17 protein-coding genes and 1 pseudogene are annotated in these 22,244 nt (G+C 45.3%); 11 read left to right on the top strand and 7 right to left on the bottom strand.

Features of this window, described 5'->3' with window-relative positions:
- The first annotated feature begins 147 nt into the window (after positions 1 to 147).
- The 3 genes and pseudogenes from asnS to DA100_RS05005 all read left to right on the top strand — a co-directional run bounded on the left by asnS (position 148) and on the right by DA100_RS05005 (position 3,577).
- Positions 148 to 1,548 carry an asparagine--tRNA ligase gene (asnS, locus tag DA100_RS05015; RefSeq protein ID WP_138971177.1) on the top strand — a complete coding sequence of 467 codons (1,401 nt, stop codon included), beginning with the start codon at positions 148 to 150 and terminating at the stop codon, positions 1,546 to 1,548.
- A gap of 126 nt (positions 1,549 to 1,674) precedes the next feature.
- Positions 1,675 to 2,169 (top strand): annotated as a pseudogene (locus DA100_RS05010) (HD domain-containing phosphohydrolase); the annotation flags it as partial.
- A gap of 217 nt (positions 2,170 to 2,386) precedes the next feature.
- The gene (locus DA100_RS05005) at positions 2,387 to 3,577 is read left to right on the top strand and encodes an amino acid aminotransferase (protein ID WP_138971176.1); all 1,191 of its coding nucleotides are present in this window, start codon (positions 2,387 to 2,389) and stop codon (positions 3,575 to 3,577) included.
- 61 nt (positions 3,578 to 3,638) lie between these two features.
- On the opposite strand, the gene DA100_RS05000 is transcribed toward DA100_RS05005, so the two are convergent.
- The 3 genes from DA100_RS05000 to DA100_RS04990 form a co-directional block, all read right to left on the bottom strand.
- On the bottom strand, positions 3,639 to 4,292 hold the full coding sequence (locus DA100_RS05000) for an outer membrane beta-barrel protein (protein ID WP_138971175.1): 654 nt from the start codon (positions 4,290 to 4,292) through the stop codon (positions 3,639 to 3,641).
- A gap of 253 nt (positions 4,293 to 4,545) precedes the next feature.
- Entirely contained in the window at positions 4,546 to 4,923 is a 378-nt protein-coding gene (locus DA100_RS04995) for a transporter (protein ID WP_138971174.1), read from the bottom strand.
- A gap of 215 nt (positions 4,924 to 5,138) precedes the next feature.
- Positions 5,139 to 7,484, bottom strand: coding sequence for a helicase-related protein (locus tag DA100_RS04990; protein ID WP_138971195.1), 2,346 nt, complete (start codon positions 7,482 to 7,484; stop codon positions 5,139 to 5,141).
- A gap of 158 nt (positions 7,485 to 7,642) precedes the next feature.
- Between DA100_RS04990 and DA100_RS04985 the strand changes: the two genes are divergently transcribed.
- The 3 genes from DA100_RS04985 (at position 7,643) to DA100_RS04975 (ending at position 10,542) form a co-directional block, all read left to right on the top strand.
- Positions 7,643 to 9,331 carry an NAD-dependent malic enzyme gene (locus tag DA100_RS04985; RefSeq protein ID WP_138971173.1) on the top strand — a complete coding sequence of 563 codons (1,689 nt, stop codon included), beginning with the start codon at positions 7,643 to 7,645 and terminating at the stop codon, positions 9,329 to 9,331.
- 135 nt (positions 9,332 to 9,466) lie between these two features.
- Complete coding sequence (locus DA100_RS04980) at positions 9,467 to 9,787, top strand: DUF3392 domain-containing protein (RefSeq protein WP_138971172.1); 321 nt, start codon at positions 9,467 to 9,469, stop codon at positions 9,785 to 9,787.
- Entirely contained in the window at positions 9,787 to 10,542 is a 756-nt protein-coding gene (locus DA100_RS04975; RefSeq protein ID WP_138971171.1) for an ElyC/SanA/YdcF family protein, read from the top strand. Before DA100_RS04980 ends, DA100_RS04975 begins: the two co-directional genes overlap by 1 nt.
- Here the strand turns inward: DA100_RS04975 and DA100_RS04970 are convergent.
- On the bottom strand, positions 10,532 to 11,833 hold the full coding sequence (locus tag DA100_RS04970; RefSeq protein ID WP_171052141.1) for a GGDEF domain-containing protein: 1,302 nt from the start codon (positions 11,831 to 11,833) through the stop codon (positions 10,532 to 10,534). The genes DA100_RS04975 and DA100_RS04970 overlap by 11 nt on opposite strands.
- Positions 11,834 to 12,095: 262 nt before the next feature.
- Between DA100_RS04970 and DA100_RS04965 the strand changes: the two genes are divergently transcribed.
- The gene (locus DA100_RS04965; RefSeq protein WP_138971170.1) at positions 12,096 to 12,920 is read left to right on the top strand and encodes a DUF2797 domain-containing protein; all 825 of its coding nucleotides are present in this window, start codon (positions 12,096 to 12,098) and stop codon (positions 12,918 to 12,920) included.
- A gap of 43 nt (positions 12,921 to 12,963) precedes the next feature.
- Here DA100_RS04965 and DA100_RS04960 read toward each other — a convergent pair whose 3' ends face one another.
- Both DA100_RS04960 and DA100_RS04955 read right to left on the bottom strand, forming a co-directional pair.
- Complete coding sequence (locus tag DA100_RS04960; RefSeq protein WP_138971169.1) at positions 12,964 to 14,199, bottom strand: cysteine desulfurase-like protein; 1,236 nt, start codon at positions 14,197 to 14,199, stop codon at positions 12,964 to 12,966.
- A complete protein-coding gene (locus DA100_RS04955) occupies positions 14,183 to 14,842 on the bottom strand; it encodes a 2OG-Fe dioxygenase family protein (RefSeq protein WP_171052145.1) in 660 nt (219 codons plus the stop codon). The genes DA100_RS04960 and DA100_RS04955 overlap by 17 nt, the downstream gene beginning before the upstream one ends.
- A 399-nt stretch (positions 14,843 to 15,241) precedes the next feature.
- Between DA100_RS04955 and trxB the strand changes: the two genes are divergently transcribed.
- The 4 genes from trxB to DA100_RS04935 all read left to right on the top strand — a co-directional run bounded on the left by trxB (position 15,242) and on the right by DA100_RS04935 (position 21,096).
- The gene (trxB, locus tag DA100_RS04950; RefSeq protein ID WP_138971168.1) at positions 15,242 to 16,204 is read left to right on the top strand and encodes a thioredoxin-disulfide reductase; all 963 of its coding nucleotides are present in this window, start codon (positions 15,242 to 15,244) and stop codon (positions 16,202 to 16,204) included.
- A 112-nt stretch (positions 16,205 to 16,316) separates the two neighbouring features.
- A complete protein-coding gene (gene cydD / locus DA100_RS04945) occupies positions 16,317 to 18,104 on the top strand; it encodes a cysteine/glutathione ABC transporter permease/ATP-binding protein CydD (protein WP_138971167.1) in 1,788 nt (595 codons plus the stop codon).
- A complete protein-coding gene (gene cydC / locus DA100_RS04940; protein ID WP_138971166.1) occupies positions 18,097 to 19,818 on the top strand; it encodes a cysteine/glutathione ABC transporter ATP-binding protein/permease CydC in 1,722 nt (573 codons plus the stop codon). Before cydD ends, cydC begins: the two co-directional genes overlap by 8 nt.
- 243 nt (positions 19,819 to 20,061) lie before the next feature.
- Positions 20,062 to 21,096 carry an SUMF1/EgtB/PvdO family nonheme iron enzyme gene (locus DA100_RS04935; RefSeq protein ID WP_138971165.1) on the top strand — a complete coding sequence of 345 codons (1,035 nt, stop codon included), beginning with the start codon at positions 20,062 to 20,064 and terminating at the stop codon, positions 21,094 to 21,096.
- A gap of 438 nt (positions 21,097 to 21,534) precedes the next feature.
- On the opposite strand, the gene DA100_RS04930 is transcribed toward DA100_RS04935, so the two are convergent.
- A partial coding sequence (locus DA100_RS04930; protein WP_138971164.1) for a GyrI-like domain-containing protein occupies positions 21,535 to 22,244 on the bottom strand: 710 nt, incomplete at its 5' end.

Here is a 22,244-nt window from a genome sequence, read left to right as displayed (position 1 = left end):
CAATAAAGGTTGAAGCATAATATTTGAAAGGTAATATGTTCCATTGAATCTATAGAATTCTATCCAACCCAATGTTTGCTCATTATTTATTCTATTGAGTATCACGCATTGGGTTGAATTTTTACCTCAATGGAGAATATTTCAAACATGACTTACGCGCCTGTATCAGACGTTTTGAAAGGTCAGCTAGCAGTAGACAGTGAAGTGACTGTTCGTGGCTGGATCCGTTCACGTCGTGATTCCAAAGCTGGAATCTCTTTCCTTGCCATTTATGACGGCTCTTGTTTCGACCCGATTCAGGCCGTGGTCCCTAATAATCTTAATAATTACAACGACGAAGTACTAAAGCTTACAACAGGCTGCTCTGTCGAAGTAACAGGTAAGATTGTTGAATCTCCAGCAAGTGGTCAAGACTTTGAGCTTGCCGCGACTGACGTTAAAGTTGTTGGTTGGGTTGAAGATGCTGAAACTTACCCAATGGCAAAAACTCGTCACTCTATCGAATACTTACGTGAAGTAGCGCATCTACGCCCTCGCACTAACGTCATCGGTGCAGTTGCACGTGTTCGTAACTGTCTTTCTCAAGCGATCCACCGTTTCTACCACGAACAAGGTTACTTCTGGGTATCAGCACCACTGATCACGGCTTCAGATGCGGAAGGTGCAGGTGAAATGTTCCGCGTATCTACGCTAGACATGGAAAACCTACCTCGTACTGACGCAGGTAAAGTTGACTACAACGAAGACTTTTTCGGTAAAGAGACTTTCCTGACTGTATCAGGTCAGCTAAACGCAGAAGCTTACGCTTGTGCACTAAGCAAAGTTTACACTTTCGGCCCAACGTTCCGCGCTGAAAACTCTAACACCAGTCGCCACCTAGCGGAGTTCTGGATGGTAGAGCCTGAAGTGGCATTTGCAGAACTAGACGACGTAGCGAAGCTTGCCGAAGACATGCTGAAGTACGTATTCAAAGCGGTACTAGAAGAGCGTCGTGATGACCTAGAGTTCTTTGCCCAACGCATCGACAAACAAGCGATTACTCGCCTTGAACAGTTTGTATCTTCAGACTTCGCACAGGTAGACTACACCGACGCAATTCAAATCCTTCTGGATTCTGGTCGTGAGTTTGAGTTCCCTGTTGAATGGGGTATCGACATGTCTTCTGAGCATGAGCGTTACCTAGCAGAAGAACACTTCAAAGCGCCAGTAATCGTTAAGAACTACCCGAAAGACATTAAAGCGTTCTACATGCGTCTTAACAACGATGGCAAAACAGTTGCAGCGATGGATGTTCTAGCTCCGGGTATCGGTGAAATCATTGGTGGCTCTCAACGTGAAGAGCGTCTAGATGTTCTTGATGCACGTATGCGTGAAATGGGAATCGACCCTGAGCACATGAGCTGGTACCGTGACCTGCGTCGTTACGGCACTGTGCCACACGCTGGTTTCGGTCTAGGTTTTGAGCGTCTTGTGTCTTACGTAACAGGCATGGGCAACGTTCGTGACGTGATCCCATTCCCACGTACACCACGCTCTGCAAACTTCTAATCATCGAAGTTAACTCAATCTATAAAAACCTCCGCCAGCGCGGAGGTTTTTTATGCCAGTTGCAATTCAAGTATAGAAATTTGAACACTTACTTATCATAGCTGGTATTAGAAAAGCACCACCAAACGAACTCAGGAATATGTTCGAGCGCTGGCTAAGCATTTTGCACAGTTTGAACACCATCAAGCGCTGTTGACCGATGAAGAGTTCGAGGTCATGAAGGACCACCCAGAGATTGGCGCTAAAGCGTTATCAATGGCAGAAAAGCAACTCGGTAGTAATTCGTTTCTAAAACTGGCTAAAGAAATTTCGCTCACTCACCACGAAAAGTGGAACGGTAGCGGCTATCCCAATGGACTTAAAGAGCAAGAAATCCCTATTTCAAGTCGATTAATGGCACTAGCGGACGTTTATGACGCACTTATCTCTGAACGTGTATACAAAAAAGCCTTCAGCCATGAAAAAGCAAAATCGATTATCCTTGAAGGAAATGGCTCTCATTTTGATCCCGAGATTGTTGAGGCTTTTCTTGCGATTGAAGACGAATTCGTTGCGATAGCAGATAAGTATCGCAGTATGGAAGCAAAGGAAAACGAACTCGAAAAACTGATGCACGCCTAATCCCCTGATAGTGGTTCTATTTTCGCTAGACTAATGTCCCTTTTATCGTTTGATTAAAGGGACTTTTTATATAGAAATATATATTTGATTTGCCAATACAACAAAATCGCATTGTTTTTGAAATTTTATTTACATTGGTTGTTGTCTCACTCCGTTTTGACAGGTATAAATAACCGAGTTACTTATATCCTCCCTTCGATAAACATGGACGATGATTATGTTTGAAAAAGTAGTTGCTGCTCCCGCAGACCCTATTCTTGGCCTTACTGAAGAATTTAAAAAAGATCCCCGTGCTGAAAAGATTAACCTTGGCGTTGGTATCTACAAAACTGAACAAGGCGAAACCCCTGTTCTTGCAACTGTTAAGAAAGCGGAAAAAGCGCTTGTCGAAACAGAGAAAACCAAATCATACTTAACTATCGAAGGCACGGCTGAGTACGCACTGGCAGTTCAAAAACTGCTTTTCGGTGCTGATTCTGCGATTGTTGCGAACAAATTGGCAAAAACTGCACAAGCACCAGGTGGTACAGGTGCACTTCGCGTTGCAGGTGAGTTTATCAAACGCCAACTAGGCGGCGCTAAAATCTGGATCAGTAACCCTACTTGGGCAAACCACAACGGTGTATTCACTGCTGCTGGTCTTGAAACAGCTCAATACACTTACTACAACGCAGAAACGAAAGACAAAGACTTTGCTGCAATGCTAGCCGACCTAGAAAATGCGGCTGAAGGCGATGTTGTTCTACTGCACGGCTGCTGTCACAACCCAACGGGTATCGACCCAACGGAAGCAGAGTGGCAAGAGCTGGCGAAATTGGTTGCGGATAAAAAGCTTCTACCTCTGTTCGACTTCGCATACCAAGGTTTTGCAAAAGGCGTTGAGGAAGACGCTCAAGGCCTACGTATTTTTGCTCAGTACAACCAAGAGATTCTGGTTGCTAGCTCGTTCTCTAAAAACTTTGGTCTGTACAACGAGCGTGTCGGTGCATTCACAATCGTAGCAGCATCTGAAGAAGTCGCGACTACAGCATTCTCACAAGTTAAAGCGATTATCCGCTCTATCTACTCAAACCCACCAGCACACGGCAGTGCGGTTGTTACTCACATTCTGGACAACCCAGAACTTCGTGCAGAATGGGAACAAGAAGTGAAAGAGATGCGTGACCGTATTCAACAAATGCGTGAACTATTCGTAGTGACACTAAAAGAGCAAGGTGTTGATGCAGACTTTAGCTTTATCGAACGTCAAAACGGCATGTTCTCCTTCTCTGGCTTGAGCAAAGAGCAAGTTGAACGCCTAAAAGATGAGTTCGCTATCTACATCGTAGGTTCTGGCCGCATCAGTGTTGCAGGTATGACTCGTTCAAACATGTTACCTCTTTGTAAAGGTATCGCTGCGGTTCTTTAATCGCGGTCAAACAACTTAAAAAGCCAGCGTATCGCTGGCTTTTTTATTGATGGTTAAACCGTTAGAACAAGAAACGCAAAGAGATTCCGCCCTCGTTCGTCGTCGCGCTACCGCTGATCTTAACGGTTTCGAAATCACCACTGCGGTGAGTATAAAATCCACCTAAGGTAATCCGCGGTGAAATACGGTAATCCGCTCGCAGTTGGTAAATCTCTTCTTCAAGGAAGTCGGTGTAATTGAACTCAGCCCCAGCGGTCAGTTCCCAATCATCAGTCAGCGCATGCTTCAACTCAACGCCAGCACCTAACACCAAATCACTATCGCTAAACAACTTAGCATTGGTAGAATCTTGCGATTGCTTTGCCCACAAGTAACCGATTTTAGCTTTAGCAACTAAGTCTAACTTGTCGAGAACTGGGTAGCGATAAGCGACACCAGGCAATAGAGTGTATAACTCCGTAGTGAAATCTTCTGGGTGAATAAAACGTGCCGTGTAGTCTAGGGTGAACAGAATGTTCTCCGTCCATAAATAATTCCCGCCCACGGCTAAAGCGGTGACGTTATTGTTGACGCCTAGATTTTCATTCAACGATCCGGCACTAAGATCAGCATACGCATAGTCATAGTTAATCTGATTCGTGCTGTCATTTGCTGATACATGTGCCGATGTGGCAAGCAGCAAAGGAGCGAGTATCCAACTGTACTTTACTTCCATTACGACCTCTTTAAGTCCATTTACAACTCACATTCAATCGTTCAGGGAAACCGAATCGCTAAGTCTAAGGTCTGCACTGACTGAACAAAAATGGAGATATTGGGCGATTGCCTTACAATAGTTGTTGGCAAATATTGTAAGTAAAATATAGAACAGTTCACTGGCAAGTTACTGAGTGAATTGTAAGAATTATGATCCGTCACGCGCATTATTGAGCAGATAGTAAAAAAGATCTCATGCGAGATCTTTTTATTTAAAACTTAACCATTAATTCATCTTGTGACAAACTGACGATTTCAGCGTGAGACTTAACGCGTAGCCGTTCGATTTGTTCATTATCGAGCTCATATGGCATAACGAGCTTGAGTTCTTCGACCCCCTCAAGTTTAGCCAGTTTGAGCAAAGTGATAATATTTGACTCGTCACTGCGGTTAGCAGACAGCGACTTCATGGCTTGATCCCACAAGCGATCTTCTACCGATAGCGTCTCTTTAATCGTATCCTTCCACGCTAGGCTGAATATCGGAGCAAACGTGCTCATCGCTTCGAGAAAGGTCCATTTTTTACTGCACGAAGCACCGAGAAAAGAGGTATAGTCGAATACAACACTTGTCTTGCCCAGATGTTCCATATCATCCCCCGTAATATCGGCAACACAGTGTACTAAATATCCTAGATCGCTCCTTATATAGCAATAGGATATAAAACAATAGTCTTTTATGCCCTAAATTTGTTTGAAAAAGCTATATAAAAACCAATACGGTAACAAAATGTGTACAATCCAGAGATATAAGAGACCGGTTGCTTAATATTTTGGATACCAAATAATATCCTGTGGTTTCAGCACTATTTGATGTCCACTATCTTGCTCGCCTTTTTGTACTGGATTCTCCAGCCCTTCCATTTCGGCAGTTCCCAACGCTTTGGATACCCTTTGCGTAGTCCATCGCGGTAAATCACGTAAACCAACTTTTTGTCGACAAGATATTCAACATCTAAGTTTAAATCACCCAACGACAACTCAAACGGATAGGCATCCGCGAAATCCTGATATTCCCAGTAAGGAATGCCTTTAAATACAAAATCCTCTGCGGAAAATAATTCCAACTCAGAAATGTCGGACAGCTCTAGTAGGGTCAGTTGCTCAGTAAACCAGTGGTCGAAGTCCAGCTCACTTATATCAACCTTTTGCTCCGATAAGCCAAGCGAAACATACAATTTCCAGTGTTCTATCTCTTTGTGCCGCTGTTTTGCCAAACCTAGCAAATATTGGTCATTTTTCACTGCTTGCAACATTGGCTTAATGGCAAACTCTCCCGTTGCAGGCTCATAGCGGGTTGCGATTACTCGCCCTGCATAGACAAGTTGCATCTCAATCATTGGTGTGTCGCTTAGCTCGGTGACTTCTCCTTGCTGCCAATCTCCTAAATCCATCGATTGCAGAGTCTTTAACGCTATCGGCATAGTAAAGGTCGCTAAATTGAGCGTCTGTTTTACCCCTCTTCCCGGTAAGCTGTGGGTATCCAGTACCAAAGCGGCTTGGTGTTTATCTTGGAAACGGCTTTCTCGTCCAAGAATCACTTCCATTGATCCATTGCCTAGCGCTTCTGTTCTTTTCATTCGACGCACAAACACCAACTCGGGGTGCAATCGCGCAATCGCTTCGACCAAATCCTGATGAGAATAACGTGATGCGACGTCAAGTTGCGGTAACTCAAATACTGCTCGCATCTGCTCTGACAACATAACCGCCTCTTTCATTACATCTTGATCAACCTTAATGGCGGGGTAGCGATTTCCTCTCAGCAAGCCAATCGCCAACTGAGCATCACACCCTTGAGGTTCTTGTTGAAGAAGTTGCTCAAGTTGTTCTTCATCGTTTGATAAACGGTATAACGTTGCAGGGGTAGCGACGACTGAAGTCAAATCAACCATCGCTTCTTGCAAGGCTCTACTCGGCATGCGGGTAACAAGATCTGCGTACAAAGCATCAATAGGAAGAGGATAGATACGTTGGCCATGCTCAGTCACCAGACCTTGGCTGTCTATCGCCCCCATTTGTTCTAGGGTTGAGTGTGCCTGCGCAACAGACTTCTCCGGTAGAGGTTCAATAAATGTCAGTGCCGTTAATGCTCGACCACAACTTGCGGAGGCCAGCATCGCTTCGGTCAAAGATTCTCGATGCATTTCTGGTGGCGTCACTTCCGCTAATGCGGCATGTTCACCATATAAGCGGATACAGAGACCATCCATAACGCGACCCGCTCGACCACTACGCTGTTTGGCACTCGCTTTAGAAATGTGTTTTAAGCTTAATGCGGTACGACCATTGCGTTGTTCGGTTCGTCTTTCCAGACCCGAGTCTATCACCGCAGCAATGTTTGCAATGGTCAGAGACGTTTCGGCCACATTGGTCGCCAGTACGACCTTTTTGTAAGACTGAGGATTGAGTGCGAGATCTCTTTGCTGGTCAGTAACCGAAGCGTGCAAAGGTAGCGCAACAACCCCTTCAATGGAGGATAACTTACTTTGACACTGAGTAATCTCTTTACGCCCAGGTAAAAAAACCAGAATGTCCCCATCCACATCCAGAAGTGCCATCACTTCTTGTTTGACTCTTTCATCCAATTGACGAGCATCAGGCAACTGGCGAGAGTCGCCAGCACGATGACCGATGGCGACATCAAAGTTGCGGCCTTTCGCTTGCAGTCGCTTTGCTCCGACATAACGCGCCAGTTTTTCACCTTCAATAGTCGCTGACGTGATCACTAAGCGATGACGTTGTGCCTCTCGGAGCAGAGCAACCAGTAAGTCGGTATCCCAACGCCGCTCATGAAATTCATCGACAATAATAGTGCTAAAGCCAGCCAGTTGATTCTCACTATACCAACGCAGTGCGACACCTGGAGTAACAAATACGATTTGAGTCTCATCGTCGCAACGCGTCTCCAACTTGATCGCATACCCAACAGACTGACCAATCGGCTGTTGCTTTTGTTCAGCAAGAAATTGAGCTAACGAGGTACAAGCAATTCTACGTGGTTCAATCACCAATACTCGTCCATTTTCAGCCGCCCACAAGGGCAAACGAGTCGATTTTCCTGAGCCAGTTTCAGCCTCTACAATCAGATGATGTGCCGATATCTCTTTTAAGAATTCGGATTTAAGGCTATCTATCGGTAAGCTGAACATACTTCGCTGAACATTTGACATTAAAACGCCAAATTATATACGCAAACTTTACCAGAATGCAGGAATATTCAGTTTACAATAAGACAACGAATCCCTATCATTTTTAGGTTCCGAGTTCCAAAGGTCTAGAGACCACTCCACCCTACTTAAGGCAAGTGATGAATAACGATAAACGCCCTTTATACATTCCTTATGCTGGCCCTGCTTTGCTTAGTACGCCGTTGCTAAACAAAGGCAGTGCTTTTAGCGCACAGGAAAGAAGATCTTTTAACCTTGAAGGTTTATTGCCTGAAAATACTGAAACGATTCAAGAGCAAGTAGAGCGAGCGTATCAACAATATTGCAGCTTTGAAAGCGATATGGATAAGCACATCTACCTGCGTAACATTCAAGACACGAACGAAACGCTTTTCTACCGACTGGTTCAAAATCACATTACAGAGATGATGCCTATCATCTACACACCAACCGTTGGTGCTGCGTGTGAAAACTTCTCGAATATCTATCGCCGTGGACGTGGTCTGTTTGTGTCTTACGCAAACCGCGATCGCATTGACGACATTCTTAACAACGCTTCTAACCACAATGTCAAGGTTATCGTTGTGACTGATGGTGAACGTATTCTTGGTCTCGGTGACCAAGGTATCGGTGGTATGGGGATTCCAATTGGTAAGCTGGCTCTATATACCGCGTGTGGTGGTATCAGCCCTGCTTACACGCTTCCAATCGTACTCGATGTGGGCACTAACAACCCACAAAGACTTGCCGACCCAATGTACATGGGCTGGCGTCATCCTCGTATTACTGGGGCTGAATATGATGCATTTGTTGAAGAGTTCATGCAGGCCGTTCAACGCCGTTGGCCAGAAGCACTAATCCAGTTTGAAGACTTCGCACAAAAAAATGCCATGCCGCTTTTGGAGCGCTACAAAAATCGCGTTTGTTGCTTCAACGACGATATTCAAGGTACCGCAGCGGTTACTGTCGGTTCGCTACTGGCAGCTTGTAAAGCGGCGGGAAGTCTGCTTTCAGAACAGCGCATTACCTTCTTAGGTGCGGGTTCGGCAGGTTGTGGTATCGCTGAAGCTATCATCGCGCAAATGGTCTCTGAAGGGATCAGCGACGAGCAAGCTCGTTCACAAGTATTTATGGTCGACCGTTGGGGTCTGCTACAAGAAGGCATGCCAAATCTACTCGACTTCCAACAACGTCTTGTTCAAAAGCACGTCAACACGGCTGATTGGCAAACTGACAGCAACGGATATTCTTTGTTGGATGTTATGCGTAATGCTAAGCCAACCGTTCTTGTCGGTGTTTCAGGTGCGCCTGGCCTATTTAGTGAAGAAGTGATTAAAGAGATGCACAAACACTGTGCTCGTCCTATCGTCTTCCCACTTTCGAATCCGACAAGTCGAGTGGAAGCCACTCCTAGCGACATTATTCGCTGGACTAACGGTGAAGCGCTAGTCGCAACAGGTAGCCCATTTGATCCTGTGGTTCACGAAGGTAAAACTTACCCGATTGCTCAGTGTAACAATAGCTACATCTTCCCTGGTATCGGTTTAGGTGTATTAGCGGTACAAGCGAAACGTGTCACTGATGAGATGCTTATGGAATCAAGCCGTGCGCTTGCGACCTGTTCACCACTCGCGATTAACGGCCAAGGTGCACTTTTACCACCTCTTGAAGCGATTCACTCGGTATCGAAGAAGATTGCTTTTGCCGTGGCGAAGAAAGCCATCGAGCAAGGTGTTGCATTAGAGATCCCAGACGAAGCACTAGAAGAAGCAATCGACGCCTCTTTCTGGCAGCCAGTTTACCGTCGCTACAAACGCACTGCATTCTAAACAACTTTAAAAGCCCAGCTACGCTGGGTTTTTTTTATTCCTGCCACAAAAGTGAACTCTCAGCTCAACCACGCTGGACATCCTCACATTACTTCGTGCTATTCTCGCTAAATCACCATTATCTAACGTACTTAAATGGAATACTTGAATATGTTTGGGGATTACCTTAGCCCCTACCTCAGCGAAATTTCGACGGCGCTTATCGCCTGTACTTTGGTTATGGCCGGTGGTGAGATTAATGCACTGTTGAGACGTCTATTAAGAAACTACAACTTCGCGCTGAGAACGATCGCTTTTGTCTTGATTAACGCATTTGGTTACGGCTTAATCATTGTTAAGGCAACCCCTTACCTGTCTCGGACATTACGTGGGCTCGATGCTGGCATCATGTTTACCATCGTTTTGTTTTGCTTCACAGTTATTGGTCTATGGGCGCAAAGGAACCGACAAATTTAGTGCGTAAACTCTTCCATCGTGACAAGCCAGCTAAAACTTGGTTAAGTCGCATGCTCAAACTCATCGCTTGGCTTCCGGCTGTTTTTGTCGCCGTGTCTGCGGCGCTGTTTGTGGTTGATCGATGGGTGTCATATCAGGCGAGACACCAAGTCTTTACTCAACCACAGCAAATCGAACAATTTGATGTTGCGGTGGTTTTAGGCACCAGCAAGTACTTGGGCAAGGTGCTCAATGAGTATTACACCAACCGCATCAATGCGGCGATTGAGTTGTATCAACAAGGAAAAGTTAGCCACTTTTTATTAAGTGGTGATAATGCGCATCGCTCATACAATGAACCATGGACGATGAAACGCGATTTGCTCAGAGCTGGCATCCCTGAAGAACGGATCTTTTTAGATTATGCCGGCTTTCGAACACTAGACTCAGTTGTGCGCGCTAAAGAGATTTTTGACACGGATAATTTTCTGATTATCTCGCAGAAGTTCCACTGTGAACGAGCCTTGTTTATCGCCAACTCTCACGATATTAATGCGAAATGTTTTGCTGTCGCTGGACCGTCTCGACATTCGGGATTACAGGTGCGAGTGCGTGAAGTCTTTGCCCGTACAAAAGCGTTTTTGGACATCTACATCATTCACGCTCAGCCTAAATTTTTAGGTCCGAAAGAGCCGATTATAAAATCGACTCAAGCAGACCTCGATGAGAACGAAATGATCGATGGGCAGGATACAAACCAACAGCTTACGGATTAAAAACGACCTTATTTCGACCTTGTCGTTTCGCCATAAAAAGGGCTTCATCGGCTCGCATTAACATTTCATTTGGTCGTTCATCACCAAGCGAAGCGACGCCAATACTGGCGGTCAAGGGATCGCCATGCACCCATAGATGCGACTCGACTCTATGGCGTATCTTCTCAGCCAGTTCAGTGGCCTCTTTTGAGCAAAGCCCTGGGCAAAAGACCACAAACTCTTCCCCGCCCCAACGCACTAACCTTTCACTTGCGCTCAATGCGCTAAGAACGACCATGGTGAACTCTCTTAATATATCGTCACCCATTGCGTGTCCGTACTTATCATTCACCGCTTTGAAGTGGTCTATATCCAAATAAAGCGCTGAAAGACGTTTTCCATCGACGCGATTCTTTACGTAGTTGCTTTCTAACCAGTCACGAATCGAATGTCTATTCATGGCTCCAGTCAGGGCATCACGGTTAGCTAACTCAGCAAAGTGGACATTTTGCTCCTTTAGGTGGCGGTTTAACTTGCGAAGGTGCTCTTGGCGATACTGGGATTGTTGGATGATCTGGCGGCCACGTTTGATTTCAAGCATGCTATAAACCAATGCCAGTGCAACCCAAAAGACCAGCAAACCAAGCAACAAATCTTCGCCATCAATGTAGTTACCGACAAACTCAATACTATTAACCTGTAGCCTGTAATCGCCTTGAGAGTGTCCAGAGCCAGTAGCAAACTCGACTTTGACCACATTTGAGAATTCAGGAGCTGAATGCGCGATTGGAATTTGATTGTCACTCAGCCACCAAGTTAAAACCTGTAAATTGGCAATCGGAATCTCTATCGCGCCACCCTTGATTCCTGGAGTATATTCCAGCCCGTTGTATTTGAATGAATACTCATTGTCTGCTGTCGAATAAGCGGGATTGTAGTTTCTGAGGTAGATCCGTAGCGATGGGGACTTGTCAGCATTAAGTTGCTCGAAATCAACATCAAGTTTTATGGTATGAAAGCCCTCTAAGTCCATACCACTGGCTATGGAGTCACCAACGGTAATCGATATGCCACAATAGGGCCAAGGATATAAATCGCCTTTCGCCAAATGACACTCTAGCAAGGCTTTCTCATTCTCTATGTTGAGTGACGACGTCGATACCCCACCCTGTAACTGATCGTTGGTTGCAGCGAAGGTAAACTGTGCGGGGGTTATCTTAACGACGCGCTCATCACCATGCATCCAAAATAATTGAACGACAAGTAAGGTTATAGCAACCAAGGTGAAGATAGCTTTATGTATAACTTTCAATAGAACAATCCGTTTGGGCAGTTAACTCGACCCATTAAATGACACAGCACTCAATTAATAATAAGATCTTGCTTCCATTTTACCCCATTTTAAATGTCACTTAGCGGCAAAATATTAGATATGCCTCTTAAAGTGGGCGCGTCACAGCCCCAATGTCTAAACACCGTCCAACGTTTGAACCGAAGTCATTTGGCTAAAAAAGTGTTACACTCAAACGCTAAAAACAACGAGGATTCAACCTCGAATAAAGAAGAGCACTGTCATGTCTTTAATCGCCAAAGGTACGCTGAGTAAAATGCGTGCCTCTCTAGAAAATACCGTTAGTTATCGACTGCCTGTCGGCGAAGAGCTCGTCGACTTAACGCCTTTTATCGGCCAAACGCTGACCCTGACGCACACAGGAAACATCTTCTGCTGTTCTTGCGGTAAGAAGACCAAGAAGAGCTACTCACAAGGTCACTGCTTTGTATGTATGAAGAAACTCGCAAGCTGCGATATGTGCATAATGAAGCCAGAAACCTGCCACTACGACCAAGGCACATGTCGTGAACCTCAGTGGGGTGAAGAGAACTGTATGGTCGACCACTATGTTTACTTGTCAAACACATCAAGTCTGAAAGTCGGCATTACGCGCCATACTCAAATTCCAACTCGTTGGATTGACCAAGGCGCCACTCAAGGTCTACCTATTTTTAAAGTGAAAACACGCCATATTTCGGGACTGATCGAGGTAGAGTTGGCGAAGCACATCGCCGATAAAACCAACTGGCGAACTCTGCTAAAGGGTGATGGCGAACCTATGGCTCTGGAGCAACGTTTTTTAGAGCTGTTGCCTCTGGTCGAGGATAAGATTACTGAGATAAAACAACAGTTTGGTGACGACGCTATTGAAGTACTTAGCCGTGATATCACCACCATTAGCTATCCAGTGGAGAAACACCCCACAAAGATAACTTCGCATAACTTTGATAAAAACCCCGAAGTCAGCGGCGTTTTACAAGGGATCAAAGGCCAATATATGATTTTCGATACTGGCGTGATTAACATTCGTAAATTCACCTCATACGAAGTTGAAGTTACGGCTTAAACAGAAAAGACCTCCAATCGGAGGTCTTTTTAATTTGGGTCGATTAATGGGTAAGAATTGCTTTCAGTTCATCAAACAGAATGTCCACTTCTTCTAATGTGTTGTAGTGCATAAAGCCAATTCGTACTACCCCACCTGTCGACTCGAGACCTAACTGCCTGACTAATCCGAGTGCGTAGAAATGCCCATTCCAGACACAAATGTTACGCTCCCCAAGCTTCTTCGCTACCTCTTCAGGCGTATGTTGATCGAAGGTCAAGGCGAAAGTCGGTGTTCTCTTTTGGCTATCTGCCTCATTGCGCCCTAGCAAGGTGACGCCATCTAATTCTGACAACCTAGCCAGAACCCGTTCGTTGATCGCAGACTCGTGTTGATTGTACTGCTTGTAGGAGTCAATCAAGCGATTTCTCAGCGAGTCGCCGTCCTTACCCCATTGAGCTAGGTATCTCACCGCTGCAACCACTCCGGCTAGACCTTCAAAACTTTGCGTACCTGTCTCAAAACGACCAGGCCCCACATTCGTTGCTGGTTCAACTTTGTATGGTTTCAACGTATGTAGCCATTTAGGCGCGACATAGGCAATCCCAACGTGCGGTCCAAAAAACTTGTACGCTGAGCAAGCAAGAAAATCACAACCAAGTTGTTGGACATCAACCAAATGATGGGGTGCATAATGTACCGCATCAATATAGACCATCGCATCCACAGTATGTGCCGCTTCAATGACACGCTGCATATCGACGATTGAACCCGTCGTATTTGACGCGAAAGTTAATGCTACCAAGGTCGTCTTATCATTAATAAGAGAGATAAGATGATCGATATCTAGGCTACAGTCCGACTCCTCAACACGAGCTTGTCGAACAACAACCCCTTTGTCTTCTGCTGCTTGCTGCCAGCTTGATACATTCGAGTAATGATCTAATGCGGTAACAACCACTTCATCCCCGGCCTTCCAATCGCGGCTTATAGCACGACTCAATTGGAACGTGAGTGACGTCATATTGGCACCGAAGACAATATTATCGCTCGATTCAGCATTGACCAAAGCCTGAGCATGCTCGCGAGCTTGCTTCATTAAGTCGGTAGTATTGCGGCTAGAGAAATAGTGTCCACCCAAGTTAGAATTGAAGAATCCAAGATAAGCGGTCATCGCATCCAATACGGATTGAGGTACTTGAGAGCCTCCTGGGCCATCAAGAAATAGCACTGGTAAGTCATTATGAGTCTGATTAAGAGCGCTAAACTGCGCTCTTACTAAATTAGGAGTGAAGCTCATTCACTGCATCCTTCGCGGTTAGAACAAATACATCCATATAGCCTTCTTGGCCTTCGATTACAGAGCGGATTGGCTGAGCGTTATGCCATAGCTTGTCGTCAGCGAGCATTGCGACCTCACCACTTTGTAAAACCTTGCGGAAAAATGGCGCTTCATTGAAGCTGTTGTAAAGCATGATATCGCCACCTTCGATATTGTGACGCCCCATGCCAACAAGCGCGATATGCTCAAATCCGTCTTGGTGAACACCTTCAGGAGCGACTTGTGTCTCATCGTAAATAGCTGCAATACGGATCTGATGAATTTCAATCTCATGCTCATTAGTCAGATTGTTTGAAGAAACAAAGAGCTGACACATCTCGCGCATACCATCACTGTTTAGAGTGCTCTCTTCAATAGGTTCAAACTGTCTGACAACGTTGCCTTGGAAACGGTTAATATCGTCCGTTTGCATAAATTCATTTTTGCCCAAATCGACTACTTCGCCATCTCGAAAAGAGACAACGGAATAACGTCTTAAGCGGAATTTACCATCGGCATGTTCTGTGTGCGGAAGCTGAGTAAACGATGGTGCAAGCTGAGCAATCGCCGTATCGCTAAGTTTGGTGAGTTGAAGGGTAGTTTCACGCTGATGTAACATCATCATCTCCTTAATGAATGTACATACCTATAATATGATTAACATCTTGTTCACATTCATTATTTGCGCACTTGTATTGTAAGATCAACTTTTTTTAGCATTTCAATCCAACATAAATGTATATAAAGAACTTTTATCCATTAAGGTAATTTAAATCAGACAATTCAACCAGATTTAAAAAGCGAGGATTGAAAATATTAGACGACTTCACTATCACACTAGGAATACCTTTTAAACTTCAACAGGTTATATCAACCACTCGCCACACAAAATGTAACGATTGCGTTCTAACCTATAACCAATTATTCCTGTTTTCACGCTTGCTAACTCTTTCAAAGCCCCCATATATTCCATACAATCGAGACAAACTACATAGAAAGCGTCACCGCTAATGGAGCACAAATGAGCGACGTCAAACATAGCAATCTTCTTATTCTTGGCTCTGGTCCTGCTGGCTACACTGCAGCCGTTTATGCTGCGCGTGCAAACCTAAAACCAGTTTTGATTACCGGCATGCAGCAAGGTGGTCAATTAACCACGACCACTGAGGTAGAAAACTGGCCTGGTGATCCTGAGGGTCTGACTGGACCAAACCTTATGGAACGCATGAAAGAACACGCAGAGCGTTTTGAAACCGAGATTTTGTTTGACCACATTAATCAGGTTGATCTCAGCCAACGCCCTTTCCGTCTTATTGGCGACAACGGTGAATACACTTGTGACGCTCTGATCATTTCCACTGGTGCTTCGGCTAAATATCTTGGCCTAGAGTCAGAAGAAGCATTTAAAGGGCGTGGAGTTTCCGCTTGTGCGACCTGTGATGGGTTCTTCTATCGCAACCAGAAAGTCGCAGTGGTTGGTGGTGGTAACACCGCTGTTGAAGAAGCGCTCTATCTATCAAATATCGCTTCAGAGGTTCACCTGATTCATCGCCGTGATACTTTCAGAGCAGAGAAGATTCTGATCAATCGTCTGATGGATAAAGTCGCAAACGGCAACATCGTTTTACACACTGATCGAACTCTAGAGGAAGTGGTGGGTGATGATATGGGCGTGACGGGTGTGCGTATCAAAGATACTCAGTCAGAGTCTGTTGAGCAGATTGACGTGATGGGTGCCTTCATTGCGATTGGCCACCAGCCAAACACAGCCATTTTCGAAGGCCAACTTGAGATGAAAGACGGCTATATTGTTGTTCAGTCTGGTTTGGAAGGCAATGCAACACAAACCAGCATTGCCGGCGTTTTTGCCGCTGGAGATGTGATGGATCACAACTATCGTCAAGCCATCACCTCTGCGGGTACCGGTTGTATGGCCGCTCTTGATGCAGAACGCTATTTGGATGCGTTGGCAGATAGTAAATAATATTTTTCACTTTTGGCTCAAATCCTTAAAGCCCTGCGGTGTTACCGCGGGGCTTTCTTTTGTATAATGCGCAGTTCTAATCGCTAATAATAATTCTCATTAAGCCTTCACAATGGATAAAAAGAAACAACGCAGCTTGAATCAATGGCTCAAGCAGCAAAGTAAGCTCGCCAAACGCTGGCTTATGGTCGCTGTCGGTCTTGGCGTTCTTTCAAGCATTTTTCTATTGGCTCAAGCCGCCCTGCTTGCAACCATACTGCATCAGTTGATTATCGAGCATGTCGATAAGTACACGTTAGTGCCTCACTTTTTTGGTCTCGCCGCTATCGTAGCCATACGTGCCCTCTGCTCATGGGGACGTGAAATTGCGGGGTACCGTTGTGGTGAACAAATTCGTATCTATATTCGCCAACTCATCTTAGACAAATTACGCGAACTGGGGCCTGCTTATATCAAAGGTAAACCAGCGGGTGCATGGGCAACGCTACTCTTAGAACAAGTAGAAGATATGCATGACTTCTTTGCGCGCTATTTGCCGCAGATGTCGTTGTCAGTCTTGATTCCGTTCGTCATTTTGATCGTCGTCTTCCCCGTTAACTGGGCTGCTGGACTCATTTTTCTAATTACTGCACCGCTAGTGCCATTATTTATGGCTTTGGTCGGTATGAAAGCGGCTGACGCAAACCATAAAAACTTTAAAGCATTGCAACGTTTATCCGGGCACTTTTACGACCGTCTTCAATCAATGACGACCATCCGTTTGTTTGATAGAACTAAGGCAGAAACAGAAGTGATGCGCGGTGCGTCAGAAGTGTTTCGTACCCGAACCATGGACGTACTTAGAATTGCCTTCCTGTCATCTGCTGTGCTTGAGTTTTTCACCTCAATCTCAATCGCACTGACAGCCGTTTACTTTGGCTTCGCCTTTATCGGTGAGTTGAACTTTGGCGATTACGGCACGGGGGTCACTCTGTTTGCTGGGCTGTTTATTCTGATCCTCGCCCCTGAGTTTTATCAGCCTCTTCGTGATCTAGGCACTTTCTACCACGCTAAACAGCAAGCAGTGGGCGCTGCAGAGAGCATTGTTGAATTTATTGAAATTGACGTAGAGACTGTCCGTTCTGGTAGTCAGACGCTCGCTGATAATGACGCTATCACTATTCGCGCAACGGATCTTGAAGTCTTCTCTCCTGAAGGGACGAAACTATTAGGCCCTGTCAGCTTTGAACTCACGGCGTGTCAAACTACGGCGTTAGTCGGGCCTAGCGGTGCAGGTAAAACGTCGCTAATCAACGCTATCTTAGGCTTCTTGCCTTACAGCGGTTCGTTGACCATCAATAATATTGAACGTACCGAGATTGATCTCGCTAACTGGCGTCAAAACATCAGTTGGGTCGGACAAAACCCACTTTTATTGCACGGCACCATTCGTGACAACATCACGCTGGGCAAATCCAACGTCAGTGAAGAAAGCGTTCAGCGTGCACTGGAAGAGTCCTTCTCGGCTGAATTTGTTAACCAACACGGTTTAGATTATGCGGTTTCCGATCGTTCGGGTGGTTTGTCCGTCGGTCAGGCTCAGCGCCTAGCGCTTGCACGTGCCATGATTCAAAACGGTCAGTTTTGGTTACTCGATGAGCCTACAGCGAGCTTAGATGCAAGAAGTGAACGCTTAGTCATGCAAGGTTTACAAAACCAAATAGAAAACAAAACAGCGCTAATGGTGACACATCAACTGACGCCACTTCAGAATGTAGAACAAATCCTTGTGATGCGTGATGGTTTAATTGTTCAAAGCGGTAGCTTTGCTCAGTTGGCTCAACAACAAGGGCTTTTCCAAGAAATGCTCAGTGCCAATCAGGCACTTAACCAAGCGAATAAGGGGAATCTTGATGCGTGAACTCCTTCCCTACCTCAAACTGTATAAGAAGCATTGGTTCGGCCTATCGCTCGGGATGTTGCTTGCGTTCCTGACTCTTGCTGCTTCTATCGGCTTATTGACCCTGTCTGGTTGGTTTTTATCCGCCGCCGCAATCGCGGGATTGACGATTGCACGCGAGACCTTCAACTACATGTTGCCGGGCGCCTTTGTTCGTGGTTTTGCTATGGGCAGAACCGCAGGACGCTGGGGGGAACGCGTAGTGAGTCACAACGCGACCTTTAAGCTCCTAACCGACTTACGTATTTTCTTCTTTTCCAAGCTTGCTCCACTCATTCCGGGCCGCGTATCAAACCTACGTGACGCTGACTTACTTAACCGTTTGGTTGCCGACATCGACGCCATGGATCATGTCTACCTAAGACTTGTTAGTCCAATGATCGTCGGTACGCTAGGTATATTTGGCCTTACAGCGCTAGTAAGTTGGTTTGACGCCGAACTTGGTATGACATTAGGGGCGATTCTTTTTGCCCTGCTAGTTACTTGGCCGATACTTTTTTATAAGTTAGGCAAACGAAATGGTAGCGAGCTAACACAAAATAAAGCTGAGCTTCGTATTTCGACCTTAGACTGGCTTCAAGGTTACAGTGAGCTAACCCTATTCGGTGCAGAGCAACGTTACCGTGAGGCGATCTTGAGCACTCAAGAAAAGCTGCTAAAGAACCAGTTCTTTAACGCCCATTTCTCTGGCCTTGCACAAACTCTACTGCTACTTGCTAATGGCTGGACAATTATATTGATGCTTTGGCTCGCTGCTGATGGCATCGGCGGAAATACGCCAGATCCAATGATCGCCTTAGTTGCCTTCGCAACGATGGCGAGTGTCGAGCTACTCATGCCTATCGCAGGCGCATTCCAGCATTTAGGTCAGACTCTTACCTCTGCTCGCAGATTGAACGACATTATTCTCTCTGAACCAGATGTCCAATTCCCGGAGCATAGCGATAGTCATAATCAAGCATTTTCGATTGAGTATCAGAGTGTCTCTTTCAGCTACCCAGATACAGAAAGCGAAGTGCTTAAAAAGATTAGCCTTAACATACCGGCCAAACACCGTATTGCTGTCGTTGGTCAGACGGGATCGGGCAAGTCTACTCTGCTCCAATTACTAAACCGTTATTGGGATGTAAAGCAGGGTGAGATTAAAATCGCTGGAATGCCAATTCAAAAGTGGAGCGAAAGCGACCTTCGCAAGGCAATCAGTGTGGTCAGCCAGCGGGTCGATATCCTAAACGGCTCTTTGCGAGACAACCTGATCATGGCTAAACCACAAGCAAATGACGATGAACTGGCACAGGTATTAACTCAGGTCGGATTAGCCAAGCTGCTCAATGATGCCGGGTTAGATACTTGGCTTGGCGATGGCGGTCGTCAGTTATCGGGTGGAGAAAAACGTCGAGTGGGTATTGCTCGTGCATTACTTCATAACGCCCCCATTTTACTGCTTGACGAACCAACTGAAGGGTTGGATAAGCAAACCGAACAGCAGATCATGCAGCTCTTTGAGCAACACTTCGTTGATAAAACCGTTGTCTTTATTACTCACCGCTTAGTTGATTTAGACAAGATGGACAGTATTTGTCTAATTGAACAAGGTGAAATTGTTGAACATGGTAGCCACAGGGAACTCCTCGCACAACAAGGTCGCTATTATCAACTCAGTCAAACTCTGTAGTCACATACCCTATACCGTCAAACATCAATGCTTGACGGTATTTTCCATCAACCGCCAATTGGCGCCACTTTTCATCGCAAGGCCAGCCGAGATAAGTTCATGGATTATTGACATAATACTCATAGCCGGAAAGTAGCCCAAGGGTCACAGAGAAGGAAGGAAAATCACATTATTTTCCGGTCAATAACTTCATGTCACCTGCTTAGCCGCTTAAAATAAACGGCTAAATAATGAGGATTGATAATGAATTATAAATGGCTAGGTCTTCTCGGGGCGATTCCTTTATTGGCGGCATGCAATAGCGATATCGACATTTCCAGCAACGTGCTTTCTCAACAGCAGCTCAACACCATTATTAGTAATGTCAACAAACACTATCCAGATGCAGACAGCGAACTAAAACAAAATATTGCTGAGGTCGCGGTAAAGTCGATTGAAAATATGGTGTTTGTCGAAGGTGGCCGTTTTATTATGGGCGACTTTCGTATGCCCTGCATGAACGACGATCTTAATCGTCCGGTCTGGACGCCGGAAGCAAGCTGTTACAGTGCGGTAGAAATGGTCAGCAGTGGTGCAGATATTCAACATGAAGTCACGTTAAGCAGTTATTCGTTGTCAAAGTATGAAGCGGAGTTGCTGGATTATGATGTCTACCTACAAACATTAGGTCGACCATTTGAACAGAGTGTTTATGAAGGGCAGTACCTAGAACGCGGCTCTAAGATTTATAAATCCGTCTTACCTAACTTTCTCAAACAATCTGCTAGAAATGTAAATTGGCAAGATGCAAAAAACTATTGTCAGTGGCTGGGGCAGTTAACGGCTCTGCCTGTCGATCTGCCTACCGAAGCCCAATGGGAATACGCTGCACGCAGCCGTGGTCAAAAACTTTACTACGCAACCAACAATGGCTTTATTCAGTTTAGGGGACGGGGTTTCCATAATCCAGAATTAGGTGGCTATGAAGAGTTTACCGATAAAACCGCTAATATCGCCACAGGCCTAAACTCTGTTGGTATGTTTGCGCCCAATCCCCTCGGTATTTACGATATGACTGAAAATGCCGAGGAGTGGGTCAATGATTGGTATAACAAAGATTACTATAAGGTGTCACCGGAACGTGATCCACAAGGCCCCGCATCAGGTGAGTATAAAGTTGTTCGAGGTGGGGTTGGTATGGTCACGGTCGCTCGCGCATTTGACCCGATAGTAAGTGATAATCTGTCATACCGTTCAGGGTTTCGCTGCTCCGTCCAAAGCACGGAACAAACTTATTAGCCTCGAAAACGACCGCCTTATGGCGGTCGCTGTGGTTAAATATAGTACCCGTTGTTTTTATTTAAGCGCGCGATTTGCCGTTCAACTGCCTCCCTCTTCTGCCTCCAACTCCAGCCAGATCGCGGCGTAAACGGGCGCATTTGAGCAAAGTTGCTCTCGTTGATTTCATTCACTCGATTCTTAACGGGACACACGTTTTAACTATGATAATTCGATATGTTCTAATGTAATAAAATCAGCCCGCGCCAATCACGGCAAACACACCTTTGCCCCGAAACGCGTTAACGTAATTACTCAGAAGAGAACCATGTCACTGAAGTCGCCTTATTTTTCCTCATGGTTAGCAACAGAGAAACCGCAATAAAAAGCACCTATACCAAGCAACATGTAACAAATCGGCGGTGGTTTGATACGCTGACCACCGCTAATAGCCACATACTATTTAATTGGTAGGTAGATCTCCGTTAACAACTCACATTCATTTACTTCATGAACAAAATTTAAGTAACGGAAGTAACAAGGGTAGTCTCTTAATTCTTCTTCACTATTTGGCAGCCATTTTTGATATAAGTGATAAACGGTATCGCCAATGCTGTCATGGCTTCCTTTATGGACTGCCATGGCGCACCTCCCACTTGGTATTGTTCCAGATTTAATTCCATAGGCATTACTTGGAACCTCTCCTTCGTGCGAGCCACAGATATCAAACTGAAACTGATCATCTGGCGTATCGCTTGGGTCTGAATGAGGAATACCAAATGTTTCGCTGGTTTTTATTGGAGATAAACCTGTTAATTTTCGCCAATTTATAAACTTAGCTGCTGTCTCGTATACTAGTCGTGGGCTACCTTTATGTTCAATTAATGCAACTTCTCTTTTTTCGAAATCTACGATTTGAACATCCATTACACTTTCTCCTGTTATTGGTGGATGATATTCATACTTTGAGTGCCAAGAACGCCACTCAGGCTGATTTCTAAATTGGGAAGGTGTTTGCCCAAATATCCTTGAAAAAGCACGGGTAAAAGCTTCTAGGCTTTCGAATTGAGCTTCAAAAGCAATATCAGTAACACTGAACTCTGACTCAAATGCTAACCTAAAGGAAGCTCGTTTCATTCGTGCAAGTAACACATACTGCATAGCACTGA

This window comes from Vibrio sp. Hep-1b-8, assembly GCF_006124995.1.
In the GTDB taxonomy this organism is placed as follows: Bacteria; Pseudomonadota; Gammaproteobacteria; order Enterobacterales; family Vibrionaceae; genus Vibrio.
The sequence above is the reverse complement of the archived record's forward strand: the minus strand, read 5'-3'. Positions and strand labels throughout refer to the sequence as shown.